This is a genomic window from Streptomyces sp. NPDC006798, assembly GCF_040635975.1.
Lineage (GTDB): Bacteria > Actinomycetota > Actinomycetes > Streptomycetales > Streptomycetaceae > Streptomyces.
Window position 1 is genome coordinate 107094 of record NZ_JBEYIS010000001.1, and the last position, 17948, is coordinate 125041.

The window sequence follows — 17948 nt, forward strand, 5'->3', positions numbered from 1 at the left end:
AAGAGGACGCGCCTCTCGGAAATAGAGACCCCCCACCTTTACCCAGGCCGGGCACACCGGGCCTGGTGATCTAAGGGAACCGCCGGAGCACACAGCCCGGCAACACATCAGAAGGAACCATGCTCACCACATTGACCACCCTGCTCCCGACCACCGGACCCCTGCCCTGGGCACTGATCACCGCCCTGTACATCTGGATCACCGTCTACGTCGTCATCGTCGGCGTCGCCCTGCTCCACCCCCGCCGCGCCCGCCGGCGGGAAGCCCGCGAGATCCTCGACTGCCACTTCCCCCTCCCCAGGACCCTGTGACCTCCCCGGCCAGGTGACTGTGGGATGGTGACAAGGACCATTCCGGAGCCACCGACCAGTCGCTGACCGGACATCGCCGGTCACGGGCAGCCACCAGGGGAGCGCACGGGGAGCGCGGACGCCTTTGGACGGTGCAACACCGACCGGCACCCGCCGGACCACCAGTGCTGCTCTGATCAGGCAAAACACCATCGGACAGTACGAGGCAGCACGGCCCGGCACGATCACTAGCGTGCTCGTAATGCGTAGGTCTAGGGTTCGGCCTGATCGGTGTGGGTGTGATCACGGGCGACCGACGCTGTTGACTGCTTCGGTCAAACCCTGTGCCCCATTGAGGAGAAGGTTATCCAGTAGGTCGAGGACGCCCGAGCGGCGTGAGCTGGAGCCGACTTGGGTGTAGGCACGGACCAGTATTTCTCCGATGTGGTGTGCGTCGGCTGCCGCACGAGTGGAGATGTCTGCGGAATCAGCGCCGTGCTCTTCGATGAAGCGGCGGACGCACTGCAGGATCAGGTCGTCGACTCGGTCGGGCGCTTCCTCCAGAGTGATCAACAACTGGGGGAGGGCATAGCTGAACGCGGGCGAAGCCATGAGGTCGGTGAGTGGCTTCCGGAACGGGCGAAGGCGTCGGCTTCGCAGGGCTGAAGCCGTTGTGGCGGCGGCCTCACGTACTTGCTGGTTTGGGTCGTGGAAGAACTGGCTGAGTGCTTCGTGAGCGAGGGCGAGATCGGCGGTGCTGGAAAGCTTTTGGGCACATAGTTCAGCGGCACCTTGGCGCTGTGCGCCGTCGTTACCCGCGAGGATCGCTTGCAACAGGTCTGGCATGTCCCATTGCATGGCTCCCAGCGCCGCGAGGAGTCCACCGGAGCGCCGCACCGTGTCGTCGGCGGAGGACAGCATTCGCTGGATCACCGGCTTGACCGCGGGAGGATCTTCGTACCCCATGGCCACGGTGAGTCGGACCACGCGCGGAGTGGCCAGCAGCGCGTCATCCGCTGTGATGAGCACGTGGAAAGCCGCGGTCGCCTGAGCGCTGGTGTGTCGCATGGCGGTGAGGAGGACGTGGGCGGTGCAGGAGCGGACCGCAGGGGATGGATCGGCGGCCAAGCGGTGCAGATGGGGGGCCACCAAGGCGGTCCGGGAGCCGTCGGAGTCGTGGAGTAGTAGGTCGCCCAGGCTCTCGGCGGCACCGCCGCGCACCGTGTTGATGCCGACGAAGTACAGATCGGGGCTGTTCAGCTCACTGGGTTCGTCCTCCGGGCGGCCGGCGCCAAGAGCCCGGTTGAGGATGATTTCGACCAGATCGAGCGGTGCGGTTGCCAGGTACTTCTGGAGTGGCTGGCCGAGCCAGCGGTCGTGCTCGGCCAGGTTCAGTCCGGCGAGGTGCCGTATTGCGGCGAAGACCGGTTCCGGATCGCTGAGCTCTTCGGCCTTCCCGAGCCCCATGAGGAGCGACGTGCCGTATGCGGGGTGAATTTCGCGGTCGAAGGTCAGGGCGAGTCGGGCGAATCGCTTAGGTTCCTCGGTGGTCTGGGCCTCCAGTACATGGCACTGCTCCAGGGCGCCGCCTGTGAAGGTGTCCCAGTTGGTGCGGTCCTCATTGTGCTTCCTCATGGCCTGCATCCATTGGGCATCGCCCATCTTGCGGGCGGCTTCTTCGGCGATGGGAGGCGCGATGGTCCCTGTGGTGATTTCCTTCGGCACCTCTGGCTGATGCGCACCGCCATAGCGGCGGCGCAGCTCACCCAGCCGCCGGGCCCCTTGCTCGGAGAGCCTCTGCTCGGGCAGTGCCGAAAGCAGAGCGAACTCATCCCAGGGCGAGAACTCCTCCTTGGGGGGAAGACGGAGATGGAGCACGGCTTCCTCCAGCTGACGGAGGGTGTGACCGGGAAGGGAGGGGCTTGCAGATTGGATGACCTCGCGGGCACTCCAGACCACATGGTTCGAGTACCCGGCCAGCAGGCGGTGTCGGCCCTCAATCAATAGCTCGGCCGACCATGAGGCGAGGGCCTCGCCCGCAGCATCAAGGGCCTGGTACAGCAGCCACTGAGCCGTGTCGTACGGGACAGCCGCCAGCTCCTCCAAGAGCGGGCGGAGCCGGGCAGGGGAGCGCAGCGCGCTGGCTCGCAGTGCTGTAGCCGCACCATTCAGTAGAGCGGAGTCCAACCCCCTGGCTTCCTGGCTCGGCCATCGGAAGGCGAAGTGGCCATCACTGATAGGCCAGCCGGCCCGCAAAGGATGCGCGGTGGCTTCCATGACCACCAGAAGAACGGGGACCAGCCGGTCACAGAAGAACGCTGAAGCACCAGTGGAGGCGTGCTCGACCAAGCGCATGACGAAGTGATCTTCGCTGCGAAGAGCGACGACCCTCCGGTGATCGTCGAGTCGCAGAGCATCCGGCCGCTCGGAAAGATGGGCGACGAGCAGCTCGACCGCCCACTCCGGCCGCTGCTCACCGAGGTCATGCACGGAGACCCAGAGAGCACGCTCGTAGGCCGCACACTGCCCGGCCCGCACCGCACTGAGAAGCAGGTCGAAGAGAGGTCTGCTGTCTCTGACCTCGGCGAAACGAGTGATCCCGAGCAGCCACAGAGGATAATCCGGATGCGTGGTGTGGGGCGCCAGGAGTTCGGCCACCCGATCGGGGTACATCTTGACGGCGCCCGCCATGATCCGGAGCGCCCACTCACGCTCCTGCGAATCGTGCCCACTCAACCAGTCCTCGATTACCCCGTCAGCGTCGGCGCAGCCGAACCAGCTGGCGCAGCCGATGGTGTGCACCAGCCGGTCCAGATAGGCGGGCCGGGTCTCCAGTACCCGTGCTACGGAGTCCCACTCCTCGGCCGTCGGTGTCTCCAAGCTGCCGAGCAGCGTGAGTGTCGCTTCCTTGATGTGGTAGCGGATTTCCTGGCACAGCAGCAGCGCCTCGGTCTCCTCGATAAACCGCTCGGGATCCAACTCCCGCAAATGTGCGAGGATCTGGCGCACCTGGCTGCGTCGGAAGAGTTCTTGTTCGCTGCTGGTGAGGAAGGCGACCAGAGTCTCGTTGCGGTGCATCCAGCCACGTGCGAATGCGTAGTCGAAGAAGCTCTCGTGGAAGAAGGCGATCCGCGGGCCGTCCCGCACCAGTACGTGTTCCGACACCAACGTGTCCCTGCTGGCAGACAGACCATTTCCGTCGAGGACGGTGTGAGGGACTGACAGCTGCTGCCGACGGCTGATGGCCTCGGCGACGGCGGAGACTGCCTCCTGGAATCTCGCGTCTGGATTTCGGCGCCGACATTCCCTCTCCTTGTGGTTCCAGAAGGAATCGAAGAGCTGCTGGGCGGTCCGGAAGGCCAGTGCTCCTTCCCTGTCGGCAACCTGGGCGAGCAGTACCAGATGCAGGGGGGATCGCAGCTGCCGCCGCTGATCCGGACCGACGCCAGCGGCATCGAGCCCCATGGCGGTGATGGCCGAGTCGAGCTGCCCGTCATCGAGCTCCCCGATCGTGACATGGGCCCAGCGTTCCGGATCGGTGAGCTGCCGGATACGGTGGTCGTGCTCGGCGTCGAACTTCCGGCAGGCGAGGATGACCCGCATGGCGGGGTAGGCACCCGCCTCACGGACCAGATCGGCGACTGCGTCGAAGGCGTTCGGGATGCGCCCGGACATCACGCTGACGGCGTCGAGCTGGTCCACGATCAGGACAGACGGCCGCCCGTCCGCCAAGGCACCGAGCGCGCTGACAGGCGATGTGGTCAGTCCGATGCATTCGCCCAGCTCGGTTGTGGTGGAGAAGGCACCAAGTCGGTCGAGCCGGAACGCCAGCACCGGAGTCTCCTCGGTGTTGAGACCCGTGAATGCTTGGTGCAGCACGGCACTCTTGCCGCCCCCGGCGGCTCCCGTGAGCAGGGTGAGCGGTGGGCCGTCGGACGCTCGCTCCTTGAGCAGGTCAGCCTCCGGGCGAGGGATGACCGGCTGCAGGAGATCGCGTTCGGCGCTCGCTGCCCAGCGCTGCGTGGCCTCGCCTACCGCTCCGGCCACGGCCCCGCCGTCCAGCAGACGTACGCGCCGCAGCCTGTACCGCGGGAGCCGGGCGGTGACGGCTGCGGCATCGAGACGGACACCCAGGGCGTCATTGAGGAGATCACCCAGCCCGAGGGCTGCGACTTGACCGGAGGCGCCGGCCAGAACTTGTTCCGCGAGGGTGGCATTGATCGCGATGATGTCCCGCTCGTCGGGCCATGCCACCCACAAAGAGCGAAGCATGCGCCACGCCATCTCGGGTGTGCCATAGATCTTCGGGGAGGACAGTTCGTTGAAGGACGGCTGAAGCTCTTTGGTCAGCCGGTGACGAACGAAGGAGGCATAGTCGTCCGAGTTGCGGGCCTGGTTGCTGAGCTCTTGCAACGGCCGGGCAGGCACCGTGGAGACGAAGTGGAACTCGTGGCCAAGCTCGGCATGCGTCCTGAGATGCCGCCAAATCTCCTTGTTGTGGAGCGATGCCACACTCCAGCCATTGGCATTCCGGTTCTGTCGCTTTACCTGGTGTACCTCGGTTCTGCCGTTGGAGCGGTAGACGAACTCTGCTCCCTCGCCCAGAACCCCGTCCGGTTCAAGGGTGATCGACTCGCCCTGGCCAAGCAGGACGTAGAGGGCGTGCCTGATCGTCCAGATGCCCTCGTAGCGGTTGCCCAACTTATCCGCTTCGCCGCCTGGCCTCGGCGCCATCGATCCCCCTTGCTGTCGGACGGTCTCCCGTCCTCGTGCTATGCATGTGCGGAATTTCACCGTACTCGCCAGCGCTGACAGTGGAGTGGCAGCGGATCGCAGAGTCTTGCGGACGGCCCTGGAACGGCAGCTAAGGTGTGTCCTTTACGGCGGTTGCTGGAGTCGTTTCGGGGGTAGCAACTGCCGTCGAGGCCGAAGGCCGGGGAGTCGAGGCGGGCTTGCTGGTCGATGTACCAACGGATGCGGCGCCGTTGGCCGTTCCTGCCACCGGCGGTGTGGTCGCGGACCGATCGTGGGTTGGTGCCTGGTCATCCACCGGCGGTCGCCGCCGTGCGGTCGGCGGTGCCCGCGCTACCCAGGGGGATGACGAGCGGGCTTCTCGCGACGGGGTCCGTGATGATGGTGCAGGGGAGCCCGAAGACCTCTTCGACGAGTTCCCCGGTGATGATGTCCGAGGGCGCGCCCTCGGCGACGACGGTCCCGTCCTTCATGGCGACGACATGGGTTCCGTAGCGTGCGGCCTGGTTGAGGTCGTGGAGGACCGCGACCAGGGTGCGGCCCTCCCGGTTGAGCCGGGTGAACAGCTCCAGCAATTCGATCTGGTGCGCGATGTCGAGGAAGGTCGTCGGCTCGTCGAGCAGTAGCAGGGGGGTCTCCTGGGCGAGGACCATCGCCACCCACACCCGCTGGCGCTGCCCGCCGGAGAGTTCGTCGACCGGCCGGCCCGAGAGCGCGGTGATGTCCGTCGCCTCCATGGCCCGCACACGCCGGCGCCGCGAGCGGAATGCTGACCATGGGCCCGGTGGCGCGGTACATCGCCGAGGCCGAGGCATGCGCCGGGACGAGGTGAGCGACAGGGATCCGCGACCCCCCACACGGTCCGCGCTCGGCCCACGGTCCGGCGGAACCAGGCCGTCAGGGTGAGTCCGGAACCATCCGGCGCCGAGGTCCGGTGAGGACTGCGGCGCGGAGCACGGCATCGATGGCGTGCCGGTGACCATGTGGACCGGTCGTGCGCGACAGGACGGGGGCAGACCGGGAGACCTTCCTGGCCTCAGCCCTCGGGGCCTGCGGGGATTCCCTCCGGCCCGGAGCTGAGCGGTCACCGCCGGCCCCGCGTGTTGGTCCTGCTCGGAGTCTTCCTGTTGGCGGCCCTGCTGTCGTTTCCCGGTGGGGAGTGGCCCACGACCTGAACGGAGCGGGAAGCGGATGATTGGAACCGATCCCTTTGGGGGCAATGTTCATCCGTACCCAAAGGGATCGCGAGAAATGTATTAATTCTCGCGATCCCTTTGGGTACGGATGCATTGAACCCTCCTGTCTCGAGTTTTCTGGGAGGATTCGGCCGTCAGCACGGATTCTGTAGGGGGATGCATGCAGTCCATTACCTCTGTAGGGGAGAAAACCCCGCTTGGGCGGGGAGTACGACGGTTCGAAGCAGCCGACGCAATGAGATCGGGGATCAACCCCGCCTGCGCGGGGACCTGGTTGACAGTGAGGCTAGCAGCTAAGCCTCGTGGTCAATAGGAACGGTCGGATTGTGTGCATGGGCACCCCTGTGCGCCTGGTGGTCATCGAGTATCTAGGCAAGAAGGGGTTGATGTGGTGGGTTCGGAGCTACGCGCCTGCCCGTGTGTTACGCGGGGAGCCGTCTTGAGCGAGTTCCCGTCGGATTGTTGGCTGGACTTGCACGGAGTGGCAGAGCGCCAGATTCGGAAGAAGAAGTTCCCGGGGCGTGAAGAAGAGGTCAGCCGGGCCCGCATCTGGGCAAAGGGAAGGTTGAAGGGTGAGTCATTTTCAGATGATGCAGCACTGATTGTGGCCGAGCTGAGTGCGAACGCTATCCGGCACACGGTCAGTGGGGGGATTCTTGGTAGATTCACTCTGGAGTATGCGGTATCGGAGCGGGTCGTTACCCTGTCGGTTGTGGACGAAGGGCGGATGGGTAACATTCCTCACCGAAAAGTATTTGACGGTGAGGCAGAGGGTGGGTGGGGCCTTGGCATCGTCGTCGATCTTCCCTACCGGGCCGTGAAACACCGATCCTCCGCTGGTTTCAGGATCGCTGTGGATTTCCTGCGCGTCTCGGATCCTCCGGAGCCGGAGTGAAGGCCGACAGCGGAAGCGTCAGCCTGGTCAGTTCGAGCCGGGCGGGTGCCGTCAGCCGCTCCGGGCAGGGCTCGGGCATCTCGGTGCGGTGACGCCGTACGCCATCCGATGCGATGCGGAGGGGGCGCCGCGCGGTCTCGGCGGCCCCTCGGCGCCCCGGGCATCTGTGCATCCGGGCATGGCGTCCTCCTCCCGGGCGAGGTCGTCCACGACCGGGGTCCTCGTGGCGCCTCCCCCCGGAGTCCCAGGACGAATCCGGCGAATCAGGAGCCTGGTCACTGTCGGCGACGATCGCGCCGAACCTACTGTTTCTGCTCCACGAAGCCGAATTGGCGCGCCACGGACCAGCCACAACGGCAGGGAAGTCGCGCGTCCGGGAGTAAGGAGCCACTGTGCGACCGACCAGCCGGACCACACTGCACTGCGCCCTGGTGGCCGCCGCGGTCATCGGTCTGACCGCCCCCCTGGCGGCTCAGGCCGTGCAGACCAGCCGAGCCGAACCCCGGCCCACCATGGTGCGGGAGGCGCACCTGGAGCGGATGACCATCCTCGACATCCAGCGGGCGATGGACCGCGAGCGGCTCACCTCCGAGCAGCTCACCGACCTGTATCTGAAGCGGATCCGCGCCCTGAACCCGAGGCTCGAGGCCGTGGTCACGGTCAACCCCGACGCGAAGGACATCGCACGGGACAGCGACCGGACGCGCCGTACGCACGGGCCGCGGGGGCCGCTGGAGGGGATCCCGGTGCTGCTGAAGGAGAACATGAACACCGCCGACCGGCAGCCGACCACGGCCGGTTCGACCGCGCTCCTCGGCGCGCGGCCGGATCAGGACGCCGAGGTGGTCAAGCGGCTGCGCGCGGCCGGAGCCGTGATCCTCGGCAAGGCGAATATGACGGAGTGGGCCAACTTCCGCGACCCGAGGGCCGTCGCGGGCTGGAGCGCGGTCGGCGGGCTGACCCGGAACCCGTATGTCCTGGATCGCAGTGCCGGCGGGTCCTCCAGCGGTTCGGCTGCGGCCGCCGCCGCGAACCTGGCCACGGTGACGCTCGGCACCGACACCGGTGGTTCCATCGTCGACCCGGCGGGCCTGACCTCCACGGTCGGCATGCGGCCCACGCTGGGTGTGGCGAGCCGTACCGGCATCGTGCCGATCTCCTCCCGCCACGACACCCCGGGGCCCCTGGCCCGCAACGTCACGGACGCCGCGCTCACCCTCGCCGCGATCAGCGGCACCGACCCGGCCGACCCGGATACCGCTGCCGCCGCCGGAGCCCTGCCCGCCGACGCCGGCGAGATCCTGGACCGGGGGGCGCTGCGCGGCAAGCGGATCGGGGTCTGGCGCGCGGGGCACATCGGCGTGGACCGTGACGTCGACCGGGTCTTCGAGGCGACTGTGCGCAAGCTGAAGGCGCTGGGCGCGACCGTCGTGGAGGGCGCCGACGTGACCGAACCGAAGGGACTGCTCGGCCACCTCCTGCCGGCGCTGCTCTCCGAGTTCAAGCACGACATCAACGCCTACCTCGCCGCGACGCCCGGCTCCCACCCGAAGGACCTGGCCGGTCTCATCGCGTACAACGAGAAGCACCGGGACCGCGAGCGGATGGACTGGTTCGGGCAGATGCTCTTCACGGAGGCGCAGAAGAACGGCGCCGACCTGAAGGACCCGGCGTACCGAGCTCACCGGGCCGCCGCCACCGGCCTCGCCCGCCGCTCGATCGACGACGTGCTGGAGGCGAAGAAGCTCGACGCGATCGTCACCCCCACCGCCCTGCCCGCACCGGATGCCGGCCACCAGCCCGAGGAGGGGGACACGAATCCGTTCGTCAGTACGACCAACAGCTCGGTCGCCGCGGGCTACCCCCAGATCAGCGTCCCCGCCGGGTACACCGCCAAGGGACTCCCGCTCGGTGTGACCTTCCTCGGTACGAGGGCGAGCGACGCCGGGCTCCTCGGCTACGCGTACGCCTTCGAGCAGGCGACGCAGGTCCGGAAGGCGCCGAGCTATCTGCCCGGCGTCGGCTGAGCGGGCGCGGCGCTCCGGCCGGGAACCGACCTCGTCACTCGCGCTCGCCCGCCCTGACCAGGCCCGCCTCGTACGCGGCGATCACCGCCTGGGCCCGGTCGCGGACCTGAAGCTTCGCGAAGAGCGCGGTGATGTGGTTCTTCACCGTCGACGGGCTGATGAACATCTCCGCGGCGATCCCGGTGTTCTCCCGGCCGGTGGCGATCAGCCGCCATACCTCCCGCTCGCGCGGCGTCAGCTCGGCCGGGACGCCCGCGGGTCCGGTCCCGGCGGCGGGTGCCGCGGGGCGCTGCGGGGCCGTCACGTACGAGGAGATGAGACGGGTCAGCAGGCGTGGGGCGACCACCGCCTCGCCGGTGTGGACCACGCGCAGCGCGTTGACGAGTTCTTCGGGCGAGATGTCCTTGGGCAGGAAGCCGCAGGCGCCCGCGCGGAGCGCGGCGACCACGTGCTTGTCCATGTCGAAGGCGCTCAGCGCCAGCACCCGGCAGTCCGGCACCTCCTGGGTGAGCCGTTCCGCCGCCGCGATGCCGTCCAGGACGGGCATGCGGACGTCCATGACGACGACATCGGGCCGCAGCCGCCGAGCGAGGTCCACGGCCTGGGCCCCGTCGGCGGCCTCGCCGACGACCTCGACGGTGGGTTCGGGCCCGAGCATGAGCACCAGGCCGCGGCGGACGAGGAGCTGATCGTCGGCGACCAGTACGCGGATGGTGGCGGGCTCCGCCGTACCCGTCGTGTCCGCCCCGCTCGTACCGTCTGTCGTCCCGCTCACCGCAGTGCTCCCTGTTCCTTCGGCAGCGGCAGCCGGGCCGTGACCCGGAAGCCCTGTCCTTCCCGTCGGCCCGTCTCCAAGGACCCGCCGTGCAGTGCGACGCGTTCGCGCATGCCGACCAGGCCGTAGCCGGAGCCGGGCGCGGGCCCGAGACCGCCGGCCGTCCCTTCCCCGTCGTCCAGTACGTCCACCGTGGTCCCGTCGTCCCCGTACGTGAGGCAGACGCGCGCGTGGGCGCCGGTTCCCGCGTACTTGCGGCTGTTGGTCAGCGCTTCCTGCACGATACGGAACACCGTCAACTGCATCCCGGCCGGTAGCGGCCGGGGTTCTCCCCGTACCTCGAACTCCGTGGGCAGGCCCGCCGCGCCCGCCTCGGCGACGATCCGCTCCAGGTCGGCGATGCCGGGCTGCGGCGCGGTCGTCTCCTCCCGCGCCTCGTCGTCGGCCCGTAGTACGTCGAGGAGCTGCCGCATCTCGTGCAGCGCCGTACGCCCCAGGCCCTCAAGGGTGACGAGGGCGTCCCGCGCGGCCTCCGGGTTCCGGTCGATGTTGGCGCGGGCGCCGCCTCCCATCAGCACCATCGTCGTGACGTGGTGGGCCACGACGTCGTGCATCTCGCGGGCGATACGCCGGCGTTCGTCGGCCAGGGCCCGCTCGGCGACCAGCCTGCGGTGCGCCTCGACCTCCTGGTGCCGGCGGTTCATCGCGAGCCCGGCGACGACGACGAACACCACGGCCGCACAGTTCCCCGCCAGCCTCAGGAAGGAACCCTGGGACCAGGGCTCCCGCACGGCCAGCGGCAACGCCACGCTCACCAGAGCCGCCGGTACGTAGACGGCGGGGCCGCGGGCGCGTACGAGGGAGTAGAGGGCGACGACCATGGCGGCGTTGAGGCCCTGCCCCACCGGCCAGCTCAGATGGACGGCGAGCCCGACGGCCAGGACGGCCGTGAAGGCGAGCAGCGGAGCCCGCCGCCGGGTGAGGAGCGCCAGGGCGGACACCGTCATCAGCAGACAACCGGCCACCGGGACGAAGCCCTGGACGCTCTGACTGGTGAGAGTGAAGCCGATCAGGTCGAAGGCCGCCGCGCCGACCGCGACGAGGGCGTCATTGCGGCTCCAGGGCAGGGCGTAGCCGAGGGGCGATCGCTCGCGCCCCGCGGCGGGCGCGGTGTGGGTCGTGGGCATCGGGTTCCTTCCTCGGCCGTCTCGGCATCCATTCTTCCCGAGCTCCGACGCAGGTCGTGGAAGCCCGAGGGCGATCCCGGCCCGGGACCAGGCTCCTGGACGAGGGCCTCCCGGTACCACGCTCCCAGCCCGCTTCTCCTTCCAGGATCGGACGAGCCGGCGCGTTCCGGCTGATGTGCTGAAGGCAGTCCGGAAACCCCGGCGACCTCCCCTTTGTCCCTCTGCCGGAGGTGAACCGTGATTCGAGCCGGTGCTGCTTCGCGGCGTCCTCGCCGCGTCCGGTGGCCGGTACGCCCGGGCAGACGCCGCGGCCGCGGCAGGCGGGAGGGGCCGGCCGCAACCGTTTCCACCACGGCCGGCCACCGTCCGGAACCCCTCACGCCGCCGGCTGAAACACCCCTCGCCAGGGTCCGGCCGACGACTGGCCCAGATCCGACCTGACAGACCCGACGAAACGGAGCAATCCATGTCCGTATCCCCCCGCGCCGCCTTCCGGGCGGCCACACTGACGGCGCTCGCCGCCCTCACCGCAGGTCTGGTCACCACCCCCGCGCCCGCCGCGGAGACCACCGCCCGCACCCCCGACCTCGTACAGCGGGAGCTGGACACCGTGGTCCGCGACGGCGGTGCGCCCGGCGCCCTGGCCGGGGTCGTACGGGCCGACGGCAAGGTACGGCACTACACCTCAGGCGTCGGCGACCTGGTGACCGGAGCCGAGGTGCCCCGCGACGGCTCGATCCGGATCGGCAGCAACACCAAGGCGTTCACGGCGACGGTCGTGCTGCAACTGGTCGGCGAGGGCCGGATCGCCCTGGACGAGCCCGTGGACACCTACCTTCCCGGGCTGCTGCGCGGCGAGGGCGTCGACGGCCGCGTGATCACGGTCCGTCAGCTTCTCCAGCACACCAGCGGACTCCCCGAGTACCTGGACAAGCAGGCGGTGCTCGGCGAGCCGCACCGCTACTACGAGCCCCGGGAACTGCTCGACCGCGCCCTCGGCCGCCCGGCCGACTTCGCTCCCGGCGCGCAGTGGTCGTACAGCAACACCAACTACGTCGCCGCCGGACTGCTCGTGCAGAAGGTGACGGGCCGCCCACTGGGCGAGGAGATCAAGAAGCGGATCACCGACCGCGTCGGACTGCGCCACACCTACCTCCCGGCACCCGGCGACATGTCGATCCGGGGCAAGCACCCGCACGGCTACCAGAAGCCCACCGCCGACGGCCCCTGGCGTGACTTCACCGAGATGGACCCTTCCTGGGGCTGGGCGGCGGGCGGCATGATCTCCACCAACGGTGATCTCAACCGTTTCTACGGCGCGCTCCTCTCCGGCCGCCTCCTCGCCCCGGCCCAGCTCGCCGAGATGCGCGAGACGGTCCCCGTCGACACCGAGGCCCCGACCGGCGCCCGCTACGGCCTGGGCGTCCAGAGCACCCCTCTGAGCTGCGGCGGCCGCTACTGGGGCCACGGCGGCGGCATCCCCGGCTTCAGCACGTACGGCGGTGTCACCGCAGACGGCCGTGCGGTGAACGTCACGGTCACCACCATCCCGGACGGTGCGACGACCGCGCGGGCAGAGGCGGTCGTGGACAAGGCGCTGTGCCGCTGAGCCTCTCGACGGCATCCGCCCCGCCGCACCCCGACCCGAGGTGCGGCGGGGCGTCCGAAGGTGCCGCACCGCGGCTCCGGACACCTCGCGGTCTCCCCGGGATCGAGACGCGAGGGGCGGAGACCCGCCGACTGATCAGCACCGCCGGGCCATCGATGAGAGGGGACCGGCTCACCGAACACCACTAAGCTCCCCGGATGGCAAAGTACTTCGACGTCCACCCCCAGAACCCCCAGCGACGCACCATCACCGGCGTGGCCGACAGCATCCGTTCCGGCGCGCTTATCGCGTACCCCACGGACTCCTGCTACGCGCTGGGCTGCCAGCCGGGCAGTCGCGACGGGCTCGGGCGCATCCGATCGATCCGGAATCTCGACGAGCGCCACCACTTCACCCTCGTCTGCGCGGACTTCGCCCAGCTGGGCCAGTTCGTACACATCGACAACGACGTGTTCCGCGCGATCAAGGCGGCTACGCCGGGCGGCTACACCTTCATCCTGCCCGCGACGAAGGAGGTGCCGCGACAGCTGCTGCACCCGAAGAAGAAGACGGTAGGGGTCCGCATCCCCGATCACACGGTCGCCCAGGCCCTCCTCGCCGAACTCGGTGAGCCCCTGCTCTCCAGCACCCTCCTGCTGCCCGACGAGAAGGAGCCGCTGACCCAGGGCTGGGAGATCAAGGAACGGCTCGACCATGTCGTCGACGCCGTGGTCGATTCGGGTGACTGCGGCACGGAGCCGACCACCGTCATCGACTTCTCCAGCGGTGAGCCGGAGATCGTGCGCAGGGGAGCGGGCGACACCGCCCGGTTCGAATAGCCGCTTCCAGTCGCCTCCCGCCAAGGGCGCGCTCCGGTGCGGGAAGCGGTGCCGGTCGGTGCGGCCCGGGGCGGTCCACTGCCTGTCGGCCGTGTACGTCGTCCGAAGCCGTGATCGCGGTCCGCAGGCCCACGGGAATCGCCGGAAACCGACTATGACGTGCTGTCAGATTCCGTGCTCCGCAGGCGATTTCCCCAAGTCACGACACGAGGTGGCCGAAGTGATCATAGAGTGATTTCATGTCTGAAAAGCTGAACTCCGCAAGATCCCGCGCCGCGCTCCGCTCGTCGGCGCGGGTCTGCGGCGAGCTGCTCGTGGTCCTGGTCATGGTCGCGGTGGTCGTGTGGGTTCTCGGCCGGATGTGGTCGGTCATATGGCCGCTCATAGTCGCTCTTCTGCTCACTACGCTGACCTGGCCCCTGGCCCGCTTCCTGCGTCGTCACGGCTGGGCCCCCGCATTGGCCGCCTTCACCGTGACGATGCTCTTCCTCCTGTCCGTCGTGGGTGTCGTGGCGATGATCGCGGTTCCGGTGGCTTCCCAGTCCGGTGAGCTGATCACCGGCGTGGTCGAAGGAATCCACCAGTTGCGCGAATGGGCCGCCGGGCCGCCGCTGAACATCGGCGACGACGAGATCACCGAGGGGGTCGACGCCGCGGTCAGCCGCGTTCAGGACAGTGTCGACACTGTGCTCACCACGCTCTTCACCGGGTTGAGTACCGTGGTGAACGGTGTGGTGACCGCTGTTCTGTCGGTCTTCCTCATGTTCTTCTTCCTCAAGGACGGTCCGAAGTTCCTGCCGTGGCTCGCCCGCCAGCTGCCGGGCCGGCTCGCCACCGACGTGCCGACGCTGGCCGCGCGCGGCTGGGACACCCTGGGCGCGTTCGTGCGGTCCCAGGCGCTCGTGGGCCTGCTCGACGCCGTCCTCATCGGTATCGGCCTGTGGGTGCTGGAGGTGCCGCTGGTACTCCCGCTGGTGGTTCTGACCTTCGTCTCGGCGTTCGTGCCGATCGTCGGTGCCCTGTTCGCCGGCCTGGTCGCGGTGCTCATCGCGTTGGTGTCGAACGGTCCCGCGGACGCGCTGATCGTGCTGGGGATCATCGTCGTGGTGCAGCAGCTCGAGGGGAACGTGTTCCAGCCCATGATCCAGAGCCGTGGGCTGGGCCTGCACGCGGGGATGGTCCTGCTGGCGGTGACCCTGGGCGGCAGCCTGGCCGGGATCGTCGGCAGCCTGATCGCGGTACCCCTCGCCGCGCTGCTCGCGGTGGCCTGGAACTATCTGCGCGAGCAGCTCGGCGATCCGCCGCAGGAGCTCGACTCCCAGGAGCCTGGGACCGCCACTGCGACCGCGACCACGACCGCGACCACAACCGCTACCGCCGACCTGGCCTGAGCCGAACGGAGCCGGGGTCGTCCTCATGGCCTGTTCCCGGGGCCCCGTCGCAACGGCGGGGCGGGTTCGGCGCTGCCCGTGAGAGGCCGGCCGGGCCCGGAGGGAAACCGGGTCGCGGCGGTGGCATTCCGCAGGACGTGCCGCGCGGCGTGATTCGCTGACGTTTCATCAACTCTCAGGAGAATCGGGCTACTTCGTGACGTCCTGGCTCTTGTGCGCACCCCTCGGCATGGATTAGACCTCTTCTCGCGATTGGTACAGACCATCTGACCCCACTCAGACAAGGCCACCAGTATGTTCAGACGCATTTCCGCGTTCCTGGCAACGGCTCTGCTCGCCTCGCTCGTCGCGGTCCCCGCGAACGCTCACGCCGATGACGACGACAGCCGTGGGCTGCCGGGCCACCGTGTGGCCTACTTCACCGCGTGGAGCGTCTACGGCGGCTTCTCCGCCAAGAAGGTCCAGGACTCGGGCCAGGCGGCGAAGCTGACCGTGATCAACTACGCCTTCGGCAACATCTCCCCCCAGGGCACCTGCTTCGAGGACAACCAGGCCGACCAGGCCGACGCCTGGGCCGACTACCAGCGCCCGATCTCCGCGGCCGACTCGGTGGACGGCGTCGCCGACGCCTGGGACCAGCCGCTGAAAGGCAGCTTCAACCAGCTGCGGAAGCTGAAGGCGAAGAACCCCCACCTGAAGGCTGTCATCTCGATCGGCGGCTGGGGCTGGTCCAAGTACTTCTCGGACGTGGCCGCCACCGACGCCGCGCGCAAGAAGTTCGTGGCCTCCTGCGTCGACCTCTACATCAAGGGCAATCTGCCGCGGCTGGGCTCGCCGGAGGGCGGCCCGGGCAGCGGCGCGGGCGTCTTCGACGGCATCGACCTCGACTGGGAGCACCCGGGCGGCGACGGTCTGCCGGACAACTCGGTACGCCCCGAGGACGGCCGCAACTTCACCCTGCTGCTGGCCGAGTTCCGGCGGCAGCTGGACGCGCTGGGCGACGGCGAGCGGGGGCGCCACCTGCTGACGGCGGCCGTCGCCGCCAACACCGACGTCGCGGACCGGCTGGAGCTGCGGAAGGTCGCCCGCCAGGTGGACTACCTGAACCTGATGACCTACACCATGCACGGCTCCTGGGAGCCGCAGGGCCCGACCAACCACCAGGCCAACCTCTACACCGACCCGGCCGACCCCTCCGGTGCCGACTACAGCTACAGCGCTGACCGGGTGGTGCGGCACTACCTGGCCGGTGGCCTGCCGGCCCGGAAGGCGGTGCTCGGGGTGCCGTTCTGGGGTTACGGCTGGACGGGAGTGCCCGCCGGGCCGGAGAACGGCCTCTATCAGCCCGCCACCGGCATGTCCCCGCGCGGCGGCGGTCAGCTGCCCTACAAGGCCATCAAGGACCTGCCGGGCGCCGTGCACACCGACCGCGAGCACGGCGCGGCCTGGAAGTACGACGGCACCGAGTTCTGGACGTACGACACCCCGGCCACCGCCGCCCAGAAGGCCCGCTACACCCAGCGGAACGGTCTCGGCGGTGTCATGGTCTGGTCCCTCGACGGGGATGACGCCCAGGGCTCGCTGATCGCTGCGCTGGACCGCGGTCTGCGGCGCTGACCTGCGGCTTGCGACCCGGTGGCGGGTATGGCGACCCGGCCGCCACCGGGTGCGGCGGCCGAATGCACGGACTCCCCGTACATGGCACATGCTGGGCGGTAGCGGGGATCCCGCCCGGTGGAGGCCGTGCGGCGGCGGCACCGTCTCCTCAGCCGGGACGAGCCGGGCCGGGTCGTCCCGGCTGAGGAGGTGCCGCCGCCGTGGTGTACCACCGCGCGCCGGGGGCAGGATTGACCGCGCGGGGAAGGCGGCAGGTCCGGGGCGCGGCTGCCCGGTGACGGAGGAGCGGTATGGAGATCGGGGTCTTCCTTCCCATCGGCAACAACGGCTGGCTCATCTCGAAGAGTTCTCCGCAGTACATGCCGACCTTCGAGCTGAACCGGACCGTCGCGCTGCGGGCCGAGGAGTACGGACTGGACTTCGCACTGTCGATGATCAAGCTCAGGGGCTTCGGCGGTGAGACGGAGTTCTGGGACCACTGCCTCGAATCCTTCACCCTCACGGCCGCCCTGGCCGCCGTCACGCGGCGGATCAGGCTGTACGCCTCCGTACCGATCCTCGCCCTGCCCCCGGCGATCGCCGCCCGGATGGCCGCCACCGTCGACGCGATCGCCCCGGGCCGGGTCGGCGTCAACATCGTCACCGGCTGGGCACCCGCCGAGTATGCGCAGATGGGCGTGTGGCCCGGAGACGAGCACTTCGCCAACCGGTATGCGCGGGCGGCCGAGTACGTCACCGTGCTGCGGCAGCTGTGGGCTGACGGCGTGAGCGACTTCGAGGGCGAGTTCTACCGCATGGACGACTGCGTCCTGTCACCCCGCCCCGCGGGCGGGCGGGTCGACATCCTGGCCGCCGGACAGAGCGGTACGGGAATGAGGTTCGCCGCCGAACACGCCGACGGGAACTTCGTTCTCGGTACGGGGGTCAACACTCCGCTCGCCCTCTCCGAGGCCGCCGCCGTACTCGCCGGACAGGCGCGTACGACCGGTCGCGACGTCGGGGCGCTGGCGCTGTTCATGGTCATCGCGGACGAGACCGACGCGGCCGCTCGGGCGAAGTGGAAGGACTACCACGACAACGCGGATCTCGCGGCGCTCGGGTACGTCGTGGCGCAGACGGCCGAGGACGCGGACGCCGACGACGCGTCGACCGCGCGGACCGTGGCGCTCCCCGAGGGGGCTGTGAACCTCAACATGGGGACGCTCGTCGGGTCGTACGAGAGCGTCGCGCGGATGCTCGACCAACTCGCCGAGGTGCACGGCGTCAAGGGAGTCATTCTCGTCTTCGACGAGTTCCTCGAAGGTATGGAGAACTTCGGTACGCGGATCCAGCCGCTCATGAAGTCCCGTACCGCGGTCCCGAAGGGCGTCTGATCATTCCTCATGCCGACG

11 protein-coding genes and 1 pseudogene are annotated in these 17948 nt (G+C 68.9%); 8 read left to right on the plus strand and 4 right to left on the minus strand.

Annotated features, from left to right (window positions below; translation table 11 throughout):
• The first annotated feature begins 119 nt into the window (after positions 1-119).
• The gene (locus ABZ714_RS00525) at positions 120-311 is read left to right on the plus strand and encodes a hypothetical protein (RefSeq protein WP_358822885.1); all 192 of its coding nucleotides are present in this window, start codon (positions 120-122) and stop codon (positions 309-311) included.
• 282 nt (positions 312-593) lie between these two features.
• On the opposite strand, the gene ABZ714_RS00530 is transcribed toward ABZ714_RS00525, so the two are convergent.
• Together ABZ714_RS00530 and ABZ714_RS00535 are read right to left on the minus strand one after the other, a co-directional pair.
• On the minus strand, positions 594-5024 hold the full coding sequence (locus ABZ714_RS00530; RefSeq protein ID WP_358822886.1) for an ATP-binding protein: 4431 nt from the start codon (positions 5022-5024) through the stop codon (positions 594-596).
• Positions 5025-5332: 308 nt separating this feature from the next.
• Positions 5333-5782: pseudogene (locus ABZ714_RS00535) on the minus strand (ABC transporter ATP-binding protein); the annotation flags it as partial.
• A gap of 895 nt (positions 5783-6677) precedes the next feature.
• Between ABZ714_RS00535 and ABZ714_RS00540 the strand changes: the two are divergent.
• Both ABZ714_RS00540 and ABZ714_RS00545 read left to right on the plus strand, forming a co-directional pair.
• Positions 6678-7133: an ATP-binding protein gene (locus ABZ714_RS00540; protein WP_358822887.1), complete on the plus strand. Its 456-nt coding sequence runs from the start codon at positions 6678-6680 to the stop codon at positions 7131-7133.
• Positions 7134-7525: 392 nt separating this feature from the next.
• Entirely contained in the window at positions 7526-9160 is a 1635-nt protein-coding gene (locus tag ABZ714_RS00545) for an amidase family protein (RefSeq protein WP_358822888.1), read from the plus strand.
• Positions 9161-9194: 34 nt separating this feature from the next.
• Here ABZ714_RS00545 and ABZ714_RS00550 read toward each other — a convergent pair whose 3' ends face one another.
• Together ABZ714_RS00550 and ABZ714_RS00555 are read right to left on the minus strand one after the other, a co-directional pair.
• Complete coding sequence (locus ABZ714_RS00550; RefSeq protein ID WP_358822997.1) at positions 9195-9872, minus strand: response regulator transcription factor; 678 nt, start codon at positions 9870-9872, stop codon at positions 9195-9197.
• A 59-nt stretch (positions 9873-9931) separates the two neighbouring features.
• Positions 9932-11122 (minus strand): sensor histidine kinase, encoded by a 1191-nt coding sequence (locus ABZ714_RS00555; RefSeq protein ID WP_358822889.1) that lies wholly within the window; start codon positions 11120-11122, stop codon positions 9932-9934.
• 466 nt (positions 11123-11588) lie between these two features.
• On the opposite strand from ABZ714_RS00555, the gene ABZ714_RS00560 reads away from it, so the two are divergent.
• From ABZ714_RS00560 to rutA, 5 genes are all read left to right on the plus strand, one after another.
• Entirely contained in the window at positions 11589-12731 is a 1143-nt protein-coding gene (locus tag ABZ714_RS00560; protein WP_358822890.1) for a serine hydrolase domain-containing protein, read from the plus strand.
• A gap of 197 nt (positions 12732-12928) precedes the next feature.
• Positions 12929-13549 carry an L-threonylcarbamoyladenylate synthase gene (locus tag ABZ714_RS00565; protein ID WP_358822891.1) on the plus strand — a complete coding sequence of 207 codons (621 nt, stop codon included), beginning with the start codon at positions 12929-12931 and terminating at the stop codon, positions 13547-13549.
• A 239-nt stretch (positions 13550-13788) separates the two neighbouring features.
• Entirely contained in the window at positions 13789-14940 is a 1152-nt protein-coding gene (locus ABZ714_RS00570; RefSeq protein ID WP_358822892.1) for an AI-2E family transporter, read from the plus strand.
• A gap of 294 nt (positions 14941-15234) precedes the next feature.
• Positions 15235-16557 carry a glycoside hydrolase family 18 protein gene (locus ABZ714_RS00575; protein WP_358822893.1) on the plus strand — a complete coding sequence of 441 codons (1323 nt, stop codon included), beginning with the start codon at positions 15235-15237 and terminating at the stop codon, positions 16555-16557.
• Positions 16558-16847: 290 nt separating this feature from the next.
• On the plus strand, positions 16848-17930 hold the full coding sequence (rutA, locus tag ABZ714_RS00580; protein WP_358822894.1) for a pyrimidine utilization protein A: 1083 nt from the start codon (positions 16848-16850) through the stop codon (positions 17928-17930).
• Positions 17931-17948: the final 18 nt, after the last annotated feature.